Genomic DNA, 17,260 nt, shown 5'->3' on the forward strand with positions numbered 1-17,260 from the left:
TCGTTCCTCCTGCGCGCCCGTCCGGCGCTCCTGGGTTGTGCGCCAGAACCCCCCGCATTGCACGCGCCATTCGACCAGGCGAGCGGGGAAGGGCATGCCTCGTTCCGGAGCCCGCCGCTTTCTGCGACAATCCGCGCCCGCAGCCTCCTCCCCCGTGCGACCAGCGAGCCCCGGCCATGTCCATCCGAAGGATCGGTCCCAACCCCTTCGTCAACACCGCGAGCCTCATCCAGTCCCAGCGGCGCATCGAGCGGGTGGAGAAGCACATCGGGGCGGAGGACGCGGAGCTCAAGACCGAGGAAGAGGCGCTGGACGCCCTCAACAATCTGCACCACGCCGAGATGGAGGCCCTCCAGGCCGAGCGGGAGCAGAAGGCCAAGCAGACCGAGTCCCTGCGCGCGCAGCTCGTGCTCCGGGATGGGTATGAGGCCCGCTCCGAGGAGCTGGTGGACCTGACCGGGGGCGCGCGCGAGGCCTATGAGCGCGATCTGCTGGAGCTGCAGGCCCGGGAGAAGGCGAACAAGCCCGGGGTGTCCCTCGCCCACCTGGCGCGGGCCAATGTGTACGAGCGCGTGTCTCGCGAGGAGCGCGCCGCGGCGCAGCGGGCCGAACTCGAGCGGGCCGAGGCGGAGCGGATCGCGGCGGAACTCGCCGCGGCCGAGGAGGCCGAAGCGGCCGCTCGGGAGAGCGTCCCCATGTTGGACGAGGAGGCGCTCCCGGAGGAGTCGGAGGAGGAGGGGGAGGTGGACTGGATGGCCGAGGAGCTCGCGATGCTCCAGGACGAGGACGGCGAGTCCGACGCTTCCGACGAGGAGGACGAAGAGGAGGAGTACGTCGATCCCGAGGCGGATTCGTTCCTCGCGAGCCTCGAGGACGTGGAGAACCTGGAACAGGCACCGGCCGAGGATCCTCACGCGGGCGGCTTCCTCGCGAGCCTCGACGACATCGCCCAGCTCGCCCCCGGGTCAGACGCCGAAGTCGACGTAGAAGTCGCGGAGGAGCAATCCGAAGAGTGGGCTCCCGAGGAGGGCGCGAGGGAGGCCGCCGCGGACGAAGAGGGGGCTTCCGAGGTGTCCGCCGAGGCCGGAGAGGACTTCGTCGCCGAGGTGGAGGAAGGGCCCGCCGCGCACGAGGACGCGCCCGAGGCCGACGCCGCCCGTGAGCCGGATTTCCCGGCCGCGATGCTTCCGTTCGATGACGAGAGCGCCGAGGCCACCGCCTCGCCGGAGTCACGACCGGAGGCCGAGGCCGTCGAGGTGCTTCCGTTCGATGACGAAGACGCTTCGCGCTGACGCGAGGTCCCGGTTCCATGCGCCAGGTGGTCATTCCCCGGGCCGGTGGTTACGACCGGCTCACGTTCGAGACGCGGCCCGAGCCCACGCCCGCCGCTGATGAGGTGGTCGTCGCCTCGGAGGCCATGGGCGTCAACTACGCCGACTGTGTCGTCCGCATGGGGCTGTACGCGTCCGCCAGGAAGTACGTGGGCTGGCCCATCACCCCGGGCTTCGAGTTCGCCGGGACGGTGCACGCGGTGGGCGCTTCCGTCACCGACATGAGGCCGGGAGACCGGGTGTTCGGCGTCACGCGCTTCGGGGGCTACTCCACCCACGTCACCGTGCCCCGGCACCAGGTGTTCTCTCTGCCGGCGCGCCTGGACATGGCGCAGGCCGCCGGGTTTCCCACCGTCTTCCTCACCGCGTACTTCGCCCTCTTCGAGCTGGCCCACCCCCGCCCGGGCAACACGTTGCTCGTGCACTCGGCCGCGGGTGGGGTGGGGGGCGCCCTGCTGCAATTGGGGCGCATCGCGGGCTGCCGCACCGTGGGCGTGGTGGGGGCCTCGCACAAGGTGGAGACCGCGCGGGCCCTGGGCGCCGACGTCGTCATCGACAAGAGCCGCGAGGACCTGTGGCGCGCCGCCGAGCGGGCGGCTCCACATGGCTATGACGTGGTGCTCGATGCGAATGGCGTCTCCACGCTGCGCGAGAGCTATCGGCACCTGGCCCGGCCCGGCAAGCTCGTCCTCTATGGCTTTCACTCCATGCTGCCACGCCAGGGAGGGCGGCCGAGCTGGGTGAAGCTCGCGGCGGACTTCCTGCGCACGCCCCGCTTCAATCCCTTGCAGCTCACGGGCGACAACGCGAGCGTGCTGGCCTTCAACCTGTCCTATCTCTTCGAGCGGCGGGACGTGCTCGCGGAGTCCATGGGCCGACTGCTCACCTGGCTGGACGAGGGCCGCCTCACGCCGCCTCCCGTCACCCGCTTCGCGTTCGACCGCGTCGCCGATGCGCACCGGGCGCTGGAGTCCGGTGCCACCGTGGGCAAGCTCGTACTGGTGCCGTGACGGCACGGCCTCGGGGCCGGTCACGCTGCCGTCACCGCGGTGAGGCACCTTCTGCGCCTCATCGTGCTGGAAGGGCTGCTCGACCTGGTTTCGATTGAAATTTACTCACAGTGTGTCGCAAGGCGGATTGCCAGACGTTCATGGCCCCCTCCTGCCAGTGGCTTCATCAGCCCAACTGGCCCGCGGTGTGGGACCTGACAAAATTTGTCAGTGCGCTTACGGGGTCCGCAAGAGTGGCCTGAAGCCTGAGTCTTTCGACATGAGGTGTGAACCGCTTCACAGCAGCTGCGTGATGGATGTGGCAAATGGAGGCGGTTTTCAGGAATCAGACTTCATCGAGTATCTACCGGACAAGCACTCCATCACATGAAAGAGAGCTTCTGGGCTCCGCCCCTCGGGGGACGGGTTTGTCGCGAGCCCAGGAGCTTTGTCGTGCCTGTCCTTGGCGCGAGGGCATGACGCTGTGTCCCGCCAATGGCTCAACCCCTTGGTTATACAGAGGAAATCATTGCTGAACGCTAGAAAAGCAAGACGGTTCATCCAGACGTTGAGCGTCCTGGTAATCTCGGCCACGCTCGTCGCTTGTGGGTCCCATGAGTTGCCATGGCGGGACGCCGAGGAGGTGGGCGAATTGCCGCAGCCGCTCGTCGCGACGTGTGGCAACAAATCCCTCGAGGAGGGTGAGACGTGTGATGACGGCAACCTCGTCAACGGCGATGGCTGCAGCTTCGTCTGCCGGCTGGAGACTCCGCGTGCCGCGGCGGGGGAAGCATACACCCTGATCCAGCGGGACGACGGCTCCGTGTGGACATGGGGCGCCAACTCCGGTGGCCAACTGGGTGATGGCACCACGGCCTATCGTCTGGCTTCGGCGCCCGTGGATTTCTCGAATGGCATGGTGGTGAAGCGCGTGGCCGCTGGTGGCTCCCACGCATTGGCCGTGCTCTCCGACAAGACGCTGTGGGCCTGGGGCCGCAATGGCGACGGCCAGCTCGGTGTCGGCTCGACCACCAGCAGCTTCTCCCCGGTGAAGGTCCCAGGCAGGACTGGAGTGGAAGTGGTGGCCATGGCCGCCTCCACATTCAATTCCGCGGCGGTGCTTTCGGATGGAAAGGTGCTGACCTGGGGATACAACGCTTACGGCCAGTTGGGTAACGGCTCCACCACCGACCAATCCTCCCCCGTGGAGGTGTCGGCCCTCTCCGACATCAAGGGCGTCTCCGTTGGCAAGTACCACATGCTGGCGCTGCGCTCGGGCGGCACGGTGTGGGCCTGGGGCTTCAATGGCAGCGGCCAGCTCGGCTTGGGCTCGGGCAGCAACACCCAATACAACACCCCGCAGCAGGCGGCGGTACTCAAGGGGGTCGCGTCGGTATCCGCCGGCGATTCCCACTCGCTGGCGCTGCGTTGGGATGGCACCGTGTGGGCCTGGGGCCAGAACAACCAAGGCCAGCTCGGCATTGGTTCGTTCACCGACCGCCCCTCGCCGGTGCAGGTGCCTAGACTGACAGGCGTGGTGGAGGTGGCCGCCGGCCAGTTCCACGCGCTGGCGCTGCGCCTGGACGGAACCGTGTGGGCCTGGGGCTTCAATGGCAGCGGCCAGCTGGGCGATGGCACCACTCTCAGTCGCTCCTCTCCCGTACAGGTGCCGGGCCTGACGGGAGTCGTGTCCGTGGCCGCTGGCGACGGCCACTCCGTGGCGGTGCTTTCGGACGGCAGGGTCTACACCTGGGGGAGAAACAGCGCGGGACAGCTCGGTGATGGCTCCCAGGACGCCCTTCCCCACCCCACGCCTGGACAGGCCCTGCTGCCCTTCGTGTGCGGCAACCATCGCCTCGAGCCCGAGGAGCAGTGCGATGATGGCAACTCCATCAATGGAGATGGCTGCTCGGCCCTGTGCCTCGCCGAGTCGGGTTCTTCCCTGTGTGGCGACGGAATCAAGGCCGCGGCGGAAGCGTGCGACGACGGCAACCTCGTCAACGGCGATGGCTGCAGCTTCGTCTGCCGGCTGGAGACTCCACGTCTCGTGGCGGGCGCCAAGTTCACCCTGTTCCAGAAGAACGACGGCAAGCTGTGGGCCTGGGGCCACAACTTCAGTGGCCAGCTCGGTGATGACTCCACGGTCAATCGCCTGACTCCGGTGTCCGTGTCCACCGCTTCACTGACGGATGTGAAGAACGTGGCTGCTGGCGGCTTCCACTCCCTGGCCCTGGGGTCTGACGGGAAGCTGTGGTCCTGGGGCTCCAATTCCCTCAGCCAGCTCGGTGTCAGCAGGGACACGCTCGGTTCGCGCGCGTCTCCGGCGCTGGTGTCGGGCGTGTCGGGCGTGGTGGCCGTGGCCGCTGGTGAAACCCACTCCCTGGTGGTGCTGTCGAATGGGAAGGTCAGTGCCTGGGGCTACAACGGCTACGGTCAGATCGGTGATGGTTGCTCCCCCGTTCCCACCTTCTATTGCTCCTCTCCGACGGAGCCCACGAATCTCTTCTCCATTCTGGGCGTGGCCGCCGGTCAGAATCATTCGTTGGCACTGCGCTCGGACGGAACCGTGTGGGCCTGGGGCCGCAATAACAGCGGCCAGCTCGGCGATGGCTCGCTGGTCGATCGCACCAGGCCGGTGCAGGTGGCCAGGCTCAATCGGGTGGTGTCGGTGGTTGCCGGCCTCTACCACTCACTGGCGCTGCGCTCGGACGGAACCGTGTGGGCCTGGGGTGACAATGGCAGCGGCCAGCTCGGTGACGGCACCTACTTCGGCCAGATGTTGCCCGTGCAGGTGCCGGGCCTGAGTGGCGTGGTGGCGGTGGCGGCGGGTGGCAGGCACTCGCTGGCGCTGCGCGCGGACGGCACCGTCTGGGCCTGGGGCTACAACAGCAACGGTCAGATTGGCGATGGCTCCGACGCTTCCATCATCTATCGCCCCTCCCCCGTGAAGGTGTTGTTCTCTTCGCAGGACGTGGTCATGGGCGTGGCCGCTGGCGACACCCACTCCGTGGCGGTGCTCTCGGGCGGGAGGGTTCGCACCTGGGGTCAGAACGACTCCGGCCAGCTCGGTTACGCCACCAACAACACGGACCGCTCCACTCCCGGGGAGGTGACGCTCCCGTAGAGCCGTCCTCTCGTGTCACTCGAGAGCGCACGGGCTCTCGAGGTGACCTGACGCGGTTCGGAGCGCCCGTCGCTCGGGCCGCGTCAGGTGTTGTTCGCCGAGGCCCGCATGGCGTTACCGCCCGCGGCGGGCCTCGGATTCTCCCTGAAGCAAGTGTCTCTCCCCGACCGGCTCCCCTCGTCACGGGAGCCGCGTCGGTGATGAGACATGCCGTCAATGAAAAACAAACAGAAAGACTTCGTACATGCATCTTGATACCAGACAGTACCCACGAGGACAGGCGCGCAGGTGGGGCCTGGCGCTGTGGGCGTTGACCTCCCTGGTGGCCTGTGGCGGCAATGGGGAAAAGACCGAGACGCAAGCTCCGCACACCCAGAGCGCCACGGCCAGCTCCGCCCTCGTTCAAGCCGGCTGGCAGCTCACCGGCTCGCTGCTCGAGACCCGTCAGGGGCACACCGCCACGCTGCTCTCCTCGGGCAAGGTGCTGGTGGTCGGTGGCTACAAGCAGGATGCCGAGCTGTATGAGCCGGCTTCCGGAAGCTGGACGGCCACCGCCAAGGCGCTCGCCACCCGCATGGGTCACACGGCCACCCTTCTGAACAATGGCCGCGTGCTGCTGGCCGGTGGCATGCAGTGCTCGTCCTCGTCCCCCTCCGCCGAGGTGTATGATCCGGCTGCCGCGCAATGGCGTGCCACGGGGGGCCTGCTGACGTGCCGCAGCCACCACTCCGCCGTCATGCTCAACTCCGGCAAGGTGCTGCTGATGGGTGGTCGCACCGGCGGCGGCTCGAGCACCAGCCTCTCTTCCGCCGAGCTGTATGACCCGGCCACCGGTACCTGGACGGCCACGGGCTCCCTGGGCACCGCCCGCACCGACTTCACCGCCACCTTGCTGCCTTCCGGCAAGGTGCTGGTGGTGGGCGGTACCACTACGAATGGCTCCCTCCTGCGATCCGCCGAGCTGTATGACCCGGCCACCGGTACCTGGACAGCGACGGGCTCGCTGGGCATCGCCCGCGGCTTCCACTCCGCTACCTTGCTGTCTTCCGGCAAGGTACTGGTGGTGGGCGGTGGCGGCGCCGACAAAGCGCAGGCCGCCTCCGCCGAGGTGTATGACCCGGCCACGGGGGCCTGGACGGCCACGAACAACCGCATGACCGAGCCCCGCCGCAACCACAGCGCCAGCCTGTTGCTGTCCTCTGGACAGGTGTTGGTGGCGGGTGGCTACCACGAGTACGGTGGCATCAAGTTCTCCGCCGAGGTGTATGAGCCGGCCACGGGGGCCTGGAGCACCACGGGGGTCATGAACGTGGGCCGCTACGGCCACACCGCCACCGTGCTGTCCTCCGGACAGGTGCTGGTGGCCGGCGGCTCCAGCAATGGCAACTCCTCCTCCGCCGAGCTCTATGTCGCCAACGCTCCGCCCCCCGGTCCCCGCGAGCCGCAGCCCACTCCCATCGATTCCAACCGCTTCACCCCCCTCTCGGAGGCCACGGAGTTCCTCTACTCCGGCCCCAACGCGGTTCAGCTGGGCGTGAAGCCCGGCACGCTGGAGCCCCACCGTGTCGCGGTGCTGCGCGGTCAGGTGAAGACGCGCGATGGCTCCGGCCTGGAGGGGGTGCGCGTCTACATTCCGGAGCACCCCGAGTATGGTCAAACCCTCACGCGCTCCGAGGGCATGTTCGACCTGGCCGTCAACGGCGGGGAGTCCTTCACTGTCGAGTACTCCAAGGAGGGCTACCTGCTCGCGCAGCGCCAGGTGAAGGCCGGCTGGGGCAGCTATGCGTGGCTGCCCGAGGTCATCCTCCTTCCCTACGACTCGACGAAGAACCCCATCACCCTCGATGGTTCCGCCACCAGCTTCCAGGTGGCTCAGGGGACTGTCTCCACGGACCAGGACGGCTCGCGTCAGGCCACCCTCCTCTTCCCTCCCGACACCCGGGCGTCGAGGGTGCTGTCCGATGGCACCCTGGAGCCCTTGAGCACCCTGACCGTGCGAGCCACCGAGTACACCGTGGGTCCCCAGGGTCCCAAGGCCATGCCGGGCGAGCTGCCTCCCGCCAGCGGCTACACCTACGCGGTGGAGCTCAGCGTGGACGAGGTCTCCGATGCCGAGGTGCGCTTCTCCAAGCCCATCTACCTCTACGTCGACAACTTCCTCGAGTTCCCCGTTGGCGAGCCCGTCCCCTCCGGCTGGTATGACACGAAGGCCGGGGTGTGGCGTCCTTCCGACAATGGCCGCATCGTCAAGGTGCTCGCGGTGTCCGGGGGCCTGGTCTCCCTGGACGTCACGGGTGACGGTGTCGCCGACACGGGCAGTGCGCTGTCGGACCTCGGTATCACCGACGCCGAGCGCCAGATCCTCTCCACGCGCTTCTCTCCGGGCAAGAGCTTCTGGCGGACCCCCATCGCCCACTTCACCGCCTGGGATCTGAACTGGCCCTGGGACTTCCCCCCGGGCGCCGAGAAGCCCAATCAGGTAATGGTGGCCCAGAAGGACGAGGAGGACTCCGATCTGCAGTGTGGCTCCATCATTGACTGCCAGAACCAGGTGCTCGGTGAGTCCGTCGGAGTGGTGGGCACGCCCTACCAGCTGAACTACCGCAGCAACCGGGTGCCCGCCTTCCGCACCGCTCAGCCCATCAAGATTCCGCTGAGCGGCAACACGCTGCCCCCTGGCGTCTTCTCCATCCAGCTGGAGGTGGAAGTGGCCGGGCAGCGCCACGTCAAGTCCTACCCCGCCACCCCCAACCTGAGCCACACCTTCACGTGGGATGGCAAGGATGGTTTCGGCCGTCCGGTCCAGGGCTACTTTCCGCTGACCGTCCGCATCGGCTATTCCTATCACCTCGTCCATCTGTCGGCCGCGGGCGGCCTTTCCGGCGGGCCGGGTCCCCTGTTCGCCCGTTTCGCCTCGTCGGACATCTCCTTCAACCAAGGGGCGCGCGAGGCAACGCTCTGGCAGACGCTCACCACCACGGTGGGCACGTGGATCGTTCCCACCTCGCAGTTGGGGGGATGGACGCTTGACGTGCACCACACGTATGACCCCGCCTCCCAGACGCTGTATCTGGGCAATGGGGAGCAGCGCGCCACCGGACTGTCTTCATTCAGCAATCCCATCCTCACCACGGTCGTGGGGGACGGTGACTTCGGCAGCATTGGCGACGGGGCCGCCGCCCGGTCGGCCCGGCTGTGGAATCCCCATGATGTCGCCGTTGCTCCGGACGGCACGCTCTACATCGCCGACACCTTCAACAACCGCGTGCGCCGGGTCAACACCGACGGCATCATCTCCACGCTGCCCGGCAGCGATGCGTACCAGCCGCGCTCCGTCGCAGTGGGGCCGGACGGCAGCGTCTACGTCGCCCACTCCGACCTGCACTGCATCCGCAAGGTGCTGCCCGACGGCACCGCGTCCACCTTCGCCGGGACCTGCGGCTTCTCCAGCAATGGTTCCTCCGGTGACGGGGGCCCCGCCACCAGCGCGCGCCTGAGCTACCCGCGGGGCATCGCCCTGGGCAAGGAGGGCAATCTCTACATCGCCGACTTCGACAACGACCGGGTGCGCTACGTCACCCCCGAGGGAATCATCCATACCCTCGCGGGCAAGCCGAATGCGCGCGGCTTCTGTGGCGACAATGGTCTGGCCTCGGCGGCGTGTCTCAATGGCCCCTGGGACGTGGCCGTGGGCAAGGCGGGCGATGTGTACGTGTCCGACAGCGCCAACCACCGCGTGCGCCGCATTGGCTCCAACGGCCGCATCACCACCGTGGCGGGCACGGGGGACGACGGCTCCCTGGAGGGCATCAGCATTGGCGATGGAGGGCCCGCCCAGCAGGCGCTGCTCTCCGCTCCCAAGGGACTGGCGCTCGATTCCGAGGGCAACCTCTACATCGCCGACCATTTCTCGCGCGTGCGCCGGGTGGATGCCAATGGCATCATCACCACCTACGCGGGCCAGTTGGAGGCGAGCGGCTTCAGCGGAAATGGCACGCCAGCCCTCCAGGGCAAGTTCGACTCCCCCACGGGATTGGCCGTCGGTCCGGATGGTTCGTGCTACGTGAGCGACGAGTGGAACCACAGCGTGCGCCGCGTGAGCTATCCCGGTGCGTTCCTACGTGAGAACGAGGCGTGGGTCCCCTCCCAGGATGGCAGCGAGCTGTATGTCTTCACGCGGAAGGAGGGCCGCCACCAGCGCACGGTGGACGCCAACAACACCCAGGTGGTGCTGTACGAGTTCGGCTATGACGCGCGGGGGCTGCTGACGTCCATCAAGGACAGGAATGAACGCACCACCCTGGTGGAGCGCGACAGCACCACGGGCCGGCCGCTGGGGCTGATGGCTCCGTACGATCAGCACACATCGCTGGAGGTGGATGCCAATGGCTACCTGTCGGCCATCGTCAACCCGGCCACCGAGCGGGTGGAACTGACGCACTCGCCCGAGGGCCTGCTCACGCAGTTGAAGGACGCGCGCAACAACTCGCACACCTACGAGTACACGGCCTCGGGACGGCTGCTGAAGGATTCCAACCCGGCGGGCGGCTCCAAGACGCTCACCCGCACGACCCAGCCGGATGGGTACACGGTCACGGTGGACACCGCCCTGGGCCGACGCACCACCTACCGGGTGCAGAACCTCTCCACGGGAGAGCAGCGGCGCACCACCACCCTGGCCTCGGGTGAGGTGTCGACCCGCGAGCTCAAGCCCGATGGCAAGACCGTCATCACTAGCGCTGACGGGACGAAGATGACGGTGGAGGAAGGCCCGGACCCTCGCCTGGGCATGCAGTCCCCGTACATTCCTTTGGAAACCACCACGCTGCCCAGTGGTCGCACTCGGGAAGTGAAGCGCGAACGCTCGGTGACGCTGCTGACGCAAGGTGACATCTTCAGCCCCGCCACCCTCTCCGAATCGATGACCGTGAATGGTCTGACCACGGTGTCTACCTATGATGCGGTCACGCGCACCCTCTCCACGAGGAGCCCAATGGGCAGGCAGTCCTCCCTCACCCTGGATTCGAAGGGGAGGGTGGTGCGCAGTGAGGTGCCGGGGCTCTTGCCGACGCAGTACGTCTATGACAACAAAGGACGGCTGGACTTCGTGACTCAAGGAACGCGTACCGTCGACTTTTCCTACAACGCGCAGGGCTACCTGGAGACCCAGACAGATCCGCTGTCTCGCGTCACCAGCATGTCCTATGATCTGGCCGGTAGGGTGGAGACGCAAACGCTGCCAGGCAACAGGACCGTCGGGTACGGGTATGATGACAATGGCAATCTCACGTCGCTGAGGCCGCCGGGTCGGACGGCCCACGCCATCACCTATACGCCCGGAAACCTGGAAGAGGACTACACTCCGCCTCTGGTGCTTGGTGCCGCTACCGTCACGACGACCTCGAAATACAACCTCGACAGCCAGCCCACCACGCGGCTGTACCCGGACGGGACGGGATTCACCCTCCTCTACGATGACACGTCCAGTGTCAAAAAGGGCCGCTTGTTCTCCATGAGCCTGGTTCCACCCTCGGGCGGGAGGTACGCCACTCGGACACGTCAAGTCTTCTATCATGAGGGAAGCGGATACCTGAAGGACCTCACCGACACCCAAGGCCCCACTGTCAGCTACGTCTACGATGGTCCACTCGCGACCCTGGTCACCTGGGCGGGAGCCGTCAATGGAAGCGTCGGATATGGCTATGACAAATTCTTCCGGCGCTCGTCTCTTTCCATCAATGGAGAGCTGTTCATCTCCTATGGCTATGACGACGATGGATTGCTGACGAAGGCGGGGTCGCTCAGCCTCATCAGCCATCCCAACACGGGATTTCTCTCAGACACGATCCTCGACAAGGTGTCCTCGCGCGTGGGTTATAGCGCTTACGGAGAGGTGGAGTCCGTGACCGCGTCCCACAACACCTCGTCGCTCTTCTCCTGGCTCGTGCGGCGAGACGCCGCCGGGCGCATCTACGAGAAGGAGGAGACCGTCCAAGGGGTGACCCACGTCCAGACCTACGTCTATGACCCCGCTGGACGGCTGAAGGACGTACTGGAAGATGGCGTCATCGTCTCGTCCGCTGAGTATGATGAGAATGCTCCGGGCAACGGCAACCGGACGGCATTGACCGAGGCGGGCATCACCCGTAGGGCCACCTATGACGCACAGGACAGGCTGTTGACGTATGGGAACACGGCCTATACCTATGGTGCGAATGGCGATCTGCAATCCAAGCAGACGGGGACCCAGCTCACGACCTACGTCTACGATGCCTTGGGTAACCTCCTCTCCGCCAAGCTTCCGGATGGCACCCCGGTGGAGTATGTCGTCGACGCGCAGAACCGCCGTGTGGGCAAGAAGGTCAATGGTGTGCTCGTCCAGGGCTTCTTGTATGACGGGCAGTTGCATATCGTCGCGGAACTGGATGGAAACAACCAGGTGGTGAGCCGGTTCGTGTATGGCTCTCAGGCCAACGTTCCAGACTACATGGTGAAGGCCAATGCTACCTACCGCATCTTCACCGACCATCTGGGCAGCCCGCGGTTGGTGGTGGATGCGAGCACTGGAGCCATCGCGCAGCGTCTGGACTATGACGCTTGGGGTAAGGTGCTCGTCGACACCAATCCTGGCTTCCAGCCCTTTGGTTTCGCCGGTGGACTCTACGACAGGCACACGGGCCTCACCCGCTTCGGCGCCCGGGACTATGATTCCGAGACTGGCAGGTGGACGGCCAAGGATCCCATCCGGTTCGCAGGCGGAGACACCAACCTGTACGTGTACGTGGGCAACAACCCCATCATGTTCACGGACATGTCGGGCCTCGAAGTGGATACTGGACGGCTGGCGTTTCTGTTTGCGTTGGGGTGGCCTTGGTCCGGAAATTCGTATTGGATCAATGCTCATTACGGCCGGAATAGCCAGAATAGGACTCCTCCTCGTGACGTCGCTATCAAGGAGGGCTGGGAGAAAATGTCAGATTTGAAGTCCATCTATCATCGACATGGAAAGGGAAATGAGCACAACGAGAAGTATGTTTCGCCAGATGGTATGTGTGAGGCTGTGTACAAACCGGATGGTCAGCTCGTGACAGATCCAGCCAATCTGGGAACGTATAACTACTCCTCGCAACTTACGTTCTGGGGCTCGGTTGGACATGGGATCGTGGATGTGGTGCCATACGTCCTATTGGGGAACTCGTTGCAAGACAACACGCCGATTTGGTACCGGTTGCGCGGAGCTCCAGCGGCCCCTTGAGAGCACTTGGAACTTGATGGGCAGGTTTTAGTATGAACTCTTGGCGCCTGATGGGAATAAGGATTGGACCATTCCGCCGATGGCGATTGGTCTCAAGCCGGATTCTCGTTAGGCGCTGTTTTTTTCAAGCCTGCCTCTGTGGGGCTTGATGGAGTTCCGCGGAGGTGCTTTGCTTGGGGCTGATTCCAGGCAGAAGCGACAGAGTGAACCGTATTGACGGGACGAGAAAGCGGGTGTGAAGCGAATGTTTCTAACGACGGGCTCAAGAGCGCGTGTGGCGGCTCTTTTCTTGGTTACGCTTGTCGGAATTGCATTGGGGATTTGGGGGGATTTTTGGCGGGGGGATGTCGATATTCCGTTGCGTGATGTGGTGGCCTCGATTGTGCTGTCTCCCTGGGTGGTGACTTTTGGTGGTGATGCCGTGGCGAGATCTGGCTACTCCCACTTCTTCTTCTTCTGCGGGCTGTTGTTTTGGCCCGTCTACGCCATTCTCGCGCGATTATGGTTGAAGAGAGGGCAGCTATTGGTTTTGGTGGTTATTTGTTTGTGGTGCTTTCAAGGGTTTTTTCTGGTGGTTCATAGGTTCTACAGAATATCGTCTGTCTGAAGATTCTAAGCCCACGGAAGTTGGTCTCGAGGCACCGTCTGGGATGGCCTGCGAGGTGCATCTTGGACTTCTGGGGGGCCATGCTTGGCCGAAGAAACCAGCACACCTCTGTCGGTGCGCAGTGTAAGACAACCCCCCTTGGGGGCTGACTCTCGGTGGGTAGATTTGAACTCAAGTAGATCCGCGAGACGGGTGCACGGACCTTGGAGGTGCCTCAAGGCTCGATGGAGCGGGGCTCGGGCGGCGGGTCCTTCACGGGCATGTAGCATTTGCCCTGGTACTCGGCGTAACCCCGCCCGCAGGGGGCACGTCGTTCGAGTGTGACCCAACAGCCCCCGTTGATCTCCACCTCGGTTTCCTCGGTGCACGGCGGTTTGTGCTGTCCCTTGAGCGGCTTGGGTGGCAGGGGATAACCGATGGTAGTGGATCCGGTGGATGCGGTCAGGGTGGCCCAGTTCACGGCTTCTCCAGACACGCTGACCACCTCTTGCTCCTCCAGCGGCGCATCCATGGGGGAGGGAGGCTGGGGCCAGAGCAGCATCATCCCCATGCCGAGGGCCACTGCTCCGAGGATGGTGACGCCCACCGTGAGCGCGCGCCGGCGCCGCGACGGCCGAGGCGTGGAGCGGGGCGCGTGGGAGAGGAAAGCGGCCGTGTCTTCGCGATCCTCGACGCTGGCCATCGCGCCCGACAGCTCGATGTACAGCAACGTCAGTTCATGGAGCGCCCGGGTACTCGCCCCGGGCGAGCTTTCCACCTCCACCGCGAAGTAGGGCGGAGAGACCTCGCTCCGAGAACGCACGGTCCAGGCTGCGCGGGGCGCGCGGGCCGAGGCGTTGGGTACCAGCACCAGCGCGGGCGCTCCCGTCTCGACATGGTGCGCCTCGTAGATATGGCCCAGGGCCGGGTCCGAGTCCGGATGGCGCCTTTCGAGGATGTACGGTCCCAGTCTGCTGCCTTCCCGTGGGGAAGTGTCGCTCATGCCTGCCTCTCCTTCGGAGGTGACTCCGGGGAGCTTACCTCCCGAGTCAGGCCCCCTGGAATAGGGGAGCGTCAAACGGCTTGGCGTTCGCTGGTGGCTCCTGTGAGGATGCCCCCCGGCTTCCGAGCCCGTCACTGGCCTTGTCCGATGAGGGGGCGTGTCCGGGGGGCCGCTGCTCATCACATGTCCAGAGGAACGATGAAGAAGCTCGCAACGATGGTCCTGGCTGGTGCCGTGTCTCTTTCAGTGGGCTGCGCGACGCTGCTCGCGGAGAAGACCAACTCCATCCCCATCCAGTCCTCTCCGACCCATGCTGACGTCTACATCGACGGCATCAAGCGCGGGCGCACGCCGCTGACGCTCCAGTTGGATCCCCGGCGCTCCTACACGCTCGTCTTCAAGAAGGAGGGGCTGGAGGACAAGGTGTTCGACCTGCGCAACCAGGTGGGGGTGGGCTGGGTCATCCTCGATGTGCTCCTGGGCGTCTTCCCCGTCATCGTCGACACGGGCACGGGCGCGTGGCACTCGCTCGAGCCTTCCTCGGTGAAGGTCGCCATGCTGCCGCCCGGAGAGGATGCCCCGGCTGGGGATGCGCTCCCGGGCGTTCCCCAGCAAGGCGTGGAGCAGGGTCCTCCACCCGAGGCGGCGACTCCCACTCCGCCCACGGACTCCAACTCGGTGAACTGCAACCTGGCGGGCACCGCGGAGTGGAAGAGCGCGTCCGCCATCCAGAAGAAGAAGCTGCTCGAGGAGTGCAGGCGTCAGCAGGGCGCGCGGTAGTCGGCCCGTCGTGGGCCCGTGCTCCAGAGGGTCGACTCAAGGCCCCCCGTTTGCAGTGGCCCGGAGACATGTCTCCCCGCGGCCACGGTCGTTTCTTCCGATGGGCCCTCGCTGTCCTGCTCCTTCCTCCCGTGCTGTTGCTCGGGAGCGTGGAGGCCGTGTACCGCTACGGACTCGCCCGTGTGGGCGAACTGCCTCGGCCACCTCCACCCCGGACGGGTCTCGCCTACCAGGTGCTCTGGCTCGCCGAGGAGGGTGGGCCCCCTCGACTCGAGCCCCTCTGGCCCTGGCGGCTCGTGAGCCATGTCCCCGGAGTCCAATGGGTCCGAAGGGCACAACGCTCCGCCGGAGAGTTCCTCGCCTCGATGACAGCGGGCCGGTGGCTGGCTTCCCGGCCCAGGAGTGAGCGCGAGCGGCCTCTGCACCGGACCTTCCAGACGCTCGTGCTCACCGTCTGGATTTCACGCCACTGGTCCGCCGAGGAGTTGCTGACCGCCTATGCGGAGAGCGCTCGGTTTGGACAAGGCCTCATCGGTCTCGATGCCGCCGCGCGAAGGTACTTCGGCCAGGAGCCCGAGCGGCTCGCGCTCCACGAAGTCGCGCTGCTCGCGGGCCTGCCCCAATCACCGAGCCGCTATGATCCGCTCCGTCGCCCCGAGGCCGCGCTCCGGCGAAGGGACTTCGTCCTCTCGCGCCTCCTGTCCGCGGGGCTCATCTCCGAGGCCCAGCGCGAGGAGGCTCGGATGCAGCCACTTCCCGTGCCAGCGAAGTGACCGTCTGGCCGCGCGGGCCCGAATCGGGGACAGTTCCAACGGGGGGAGTGGGGCGAGGCCGGTAACACCCACGCGCCTTCCATTCGGAGGACTCTCTGATGAGCGGACGCATCAACCTGCTGGCGCCCGAGGTCCGGGCCAATCCCTATGCCGTCTATGCCGAGCTGCGGCGCCATGCGCCGGTGTGCCAGGTGGACCCCGGTGGCTACTGGGTCATCACCCGCCACGATGACGTGGTGGCGGCCTTCAAGAATCCCCAGCTCTTCTCCAACGTGGGGATGCGCATGGCCACCAAACCGGCGTGGCTGGGGCACAACCCCTTCTCGGACTCGATGATCGGACAGGATCCGCCGCAGCACACCCGGCTGCGCAACCTGGTCAACCGGGCGTTCGGGCCCGCGGCGCTCGCCCGGCTGGAGGGGCGCGTGCGTCACTACGCCGAAGCCATCGTCGCACGCATCCCCGAGGGGCGGGAGGTGGACTTCGTGGATGCCTTCACCCTGCCGCTGCCCGCCAGCGTCATCGGCGAAGTCATTGGGCTGGAGCCCTCCCTGCATTCGCGCTGCAAGCGCTGGGCGGACGACCTCACCAGCATCAGCGCCAACCCCCAGGACGAGAAGCGCCGGGAGGAGATCCGCGCGGCGGTGCGGGAGGCCGAGGCGGAGATGGCCAAGGTGCTGGCCCTGCGCCGCCGTGAGCCCCGCGAGGATCTGGTGACGGAGCTGCTCCAGGCGCGCGTGGAGGGCGAGTCCCTCGGTGACGCGGAGCTGATGAGCTTCATGTTCCTGCTGTTGGTGGCGGGCCTGGAGACCACCATCCACCTGCTCGGCCACTGCGTGCGCGTCCTCATGGAGCGTCCGGACGTGCTCGCGCGCCTGAGGGCGGACCGCTCATTGCTTCCGCGCTTCATCGAGGAGGTGCTGCGCTACGAGCCGCCCGTGCAGGCCATGGGCCGGCTCACCACCGCCGAGGCGGAGCTGAGCGGAGTGCGCATTCCGGCGGGCGCGAAGGTGATGCTGCTCATTGGCTCGGCCAACCACGATGACGCGCGCTTTGCGGACGGGGACCGCTTCGACATGGATCGCGAGGGGGTGAACAACCTGCCCTTCGGCCACGGCATCCACTTCTGCCTGGGCGCGCCGCTCGCGAGGTTGGAAGCCCGCATCGGTCTGGAGGTGCTGTTGTCTCGCTTCGAGCGCTTCACGCCCGCGGGTCCCCTGGAGTGGAATCACTCCTTCACCGTGCGCGGCCCCCGTGTCCTGCCGGTGATCGCGCACGGGTCCACGTAGGACCCGTCCCCCGCTAGCAGCGGGGAAGCGTGGCGTCGGCGGGGCAATTCCAATCGGCCTGACAACAGACGCTCCCCTCCCCACAGGGAAACTGACACGTCTCCACCCAATCACAGGGGTGCTGTTCGGT

At 66.1% G+C, this 17,260-nt stretch carries 9 protein-coding genes; 8 read left to right on the forward strand and 1 reads right to left on the reverse strand.

What is annotated here, in order from left to right; genetic code table 11:
* Positions 1-176 precede the first annotated feature (176 nt).
* The 5 genes from D187_RS07510 (at position 177) to D187_RS54835 (ending at position 13,306) form a co-directional block, all read left to right on the forward strand.
* The gene (locus D187_RS07510) at positions 177-1,292 is read left to right on the forward strand and encodes a hypothetical protein (RefSeq protein ID WP_002628567.1); all 1,116 of its coding nucleotides are present in this window, start codon (positions 177-179) and stop codon (positions 1,290-1,292) included.
* 17 nt (positions 1,293-1,309) lie between these two features.
* A complete protein-coding gene (locus D187_RS07515) occupies positions 1,310-2,341 on the forward strand; it encodes a synaptic vesicle VAT-1 family membrane protein (RefSeq protein ID WP_002628568.1) in 1,032 nt (343 codons plus the stop codon).
* Positions 2,342-2,888: 547 nt separating this feature from the next.
* A complete protein-coding gene (locus tag D187_RS07520; protein ID WP_162159626.1) occupies positions 2,889-5,444 on the forward strand; it encodes an RCC1 domain-containing protein in 2,556 nt (851 codons plus the stop codon).
* 244 nt (positions 5,445-5,688) lie between these two features.
* Complete coding sequence (locus tag D187_RS49570; RefSeq protein WP_002628570.1) at positions 5,689-12,699, forward strand: NHL domain-containing protein; 7,011 nt, start codon at positions 5,689-5,691, stop codon at positions 12,697-12,699.
* A gap of 235 nt (positions 12,700-12,934) precedes the next feature.
* Complete coding sequence (locus D187_RS54835; RefSeq protein ID WP_155893212.1) at positions 12,935-13,306, forward strand: hypothetical protein; 372 nt, start codon at positions 12,935-12,937, stop codon at positions 13,304-13,306.
* A gap of 214 nt (positions 13,307-13,520) precedes the next feature.
* Here the strand turns inward: D187_RS54835 and D187_RS49575 are convergent, their stop codons facing one another.
* Positions 13,521-14,288, reverse strand: coding sequence for a hypothetical protein (locus tag D187_RS49575; RefSeq protein WP_002628571.1), 768 nt, complete (start codon positions 14,286-14,288; stop codon positions 13,521-13,523).
* A 198-nt stretch (positions 14,289-14,486) separates the two neighbouring features.
* Between D187_RS49575 and D187_RS53680 the strand changes: the two genes are divergently transcribed.
* From D187_RS53680 to D187_RS07555, 3 genes are all read left to right on the forward strand, one after another.
* Complete coding sequence (locus D187_RS53680; RefSeq protein WP_162159627.1) at positions 14,487-15,068, forward strand: PEGA domain-containing protein; 582 nt, start codon at positions 14,487-14,489, stop codon at positions 15,066-15,068.
* A gap of 68 nt (positions 15,069-15,136) precedes the next feature.
* The gene (locus tag D187_RS53685; protein ID WP_081713604.1) at positions 15,137-15,841 is read left to right on the forward strand and encodes a transglycosylase domain-containing protein; all 705 of its coding nucleotides are present in this window, start codon (positions 15,137-15,139) and stop codon (positions 15,839-15,841) included.
* A 98-nt stretch (positions 15,842-15,939) separates the two neighbouring features.
* Complete coding sequence (locus tag D187_RS07555) at positions 15,940-17,130, forward strand: cytochrome P450 (protein ID WP_002628574.1); 1,191 nt, start codon at positions 15,940-15,942, stop codon at positions 17,128-17,130.
* Positions 17,131-17,260 lie beyond the last annotated feature (130 nt).

The sequence above is a fragment of the Cystobacter fuscus DSM 2262 genome (assembly GCF_000335475.2).
Classification (GTDB): Bacteria; Myxococcota; Myxococcia; order Myxococcales; family Myxococcaceae; genus Cystobacter; species Cystobacter fuscus.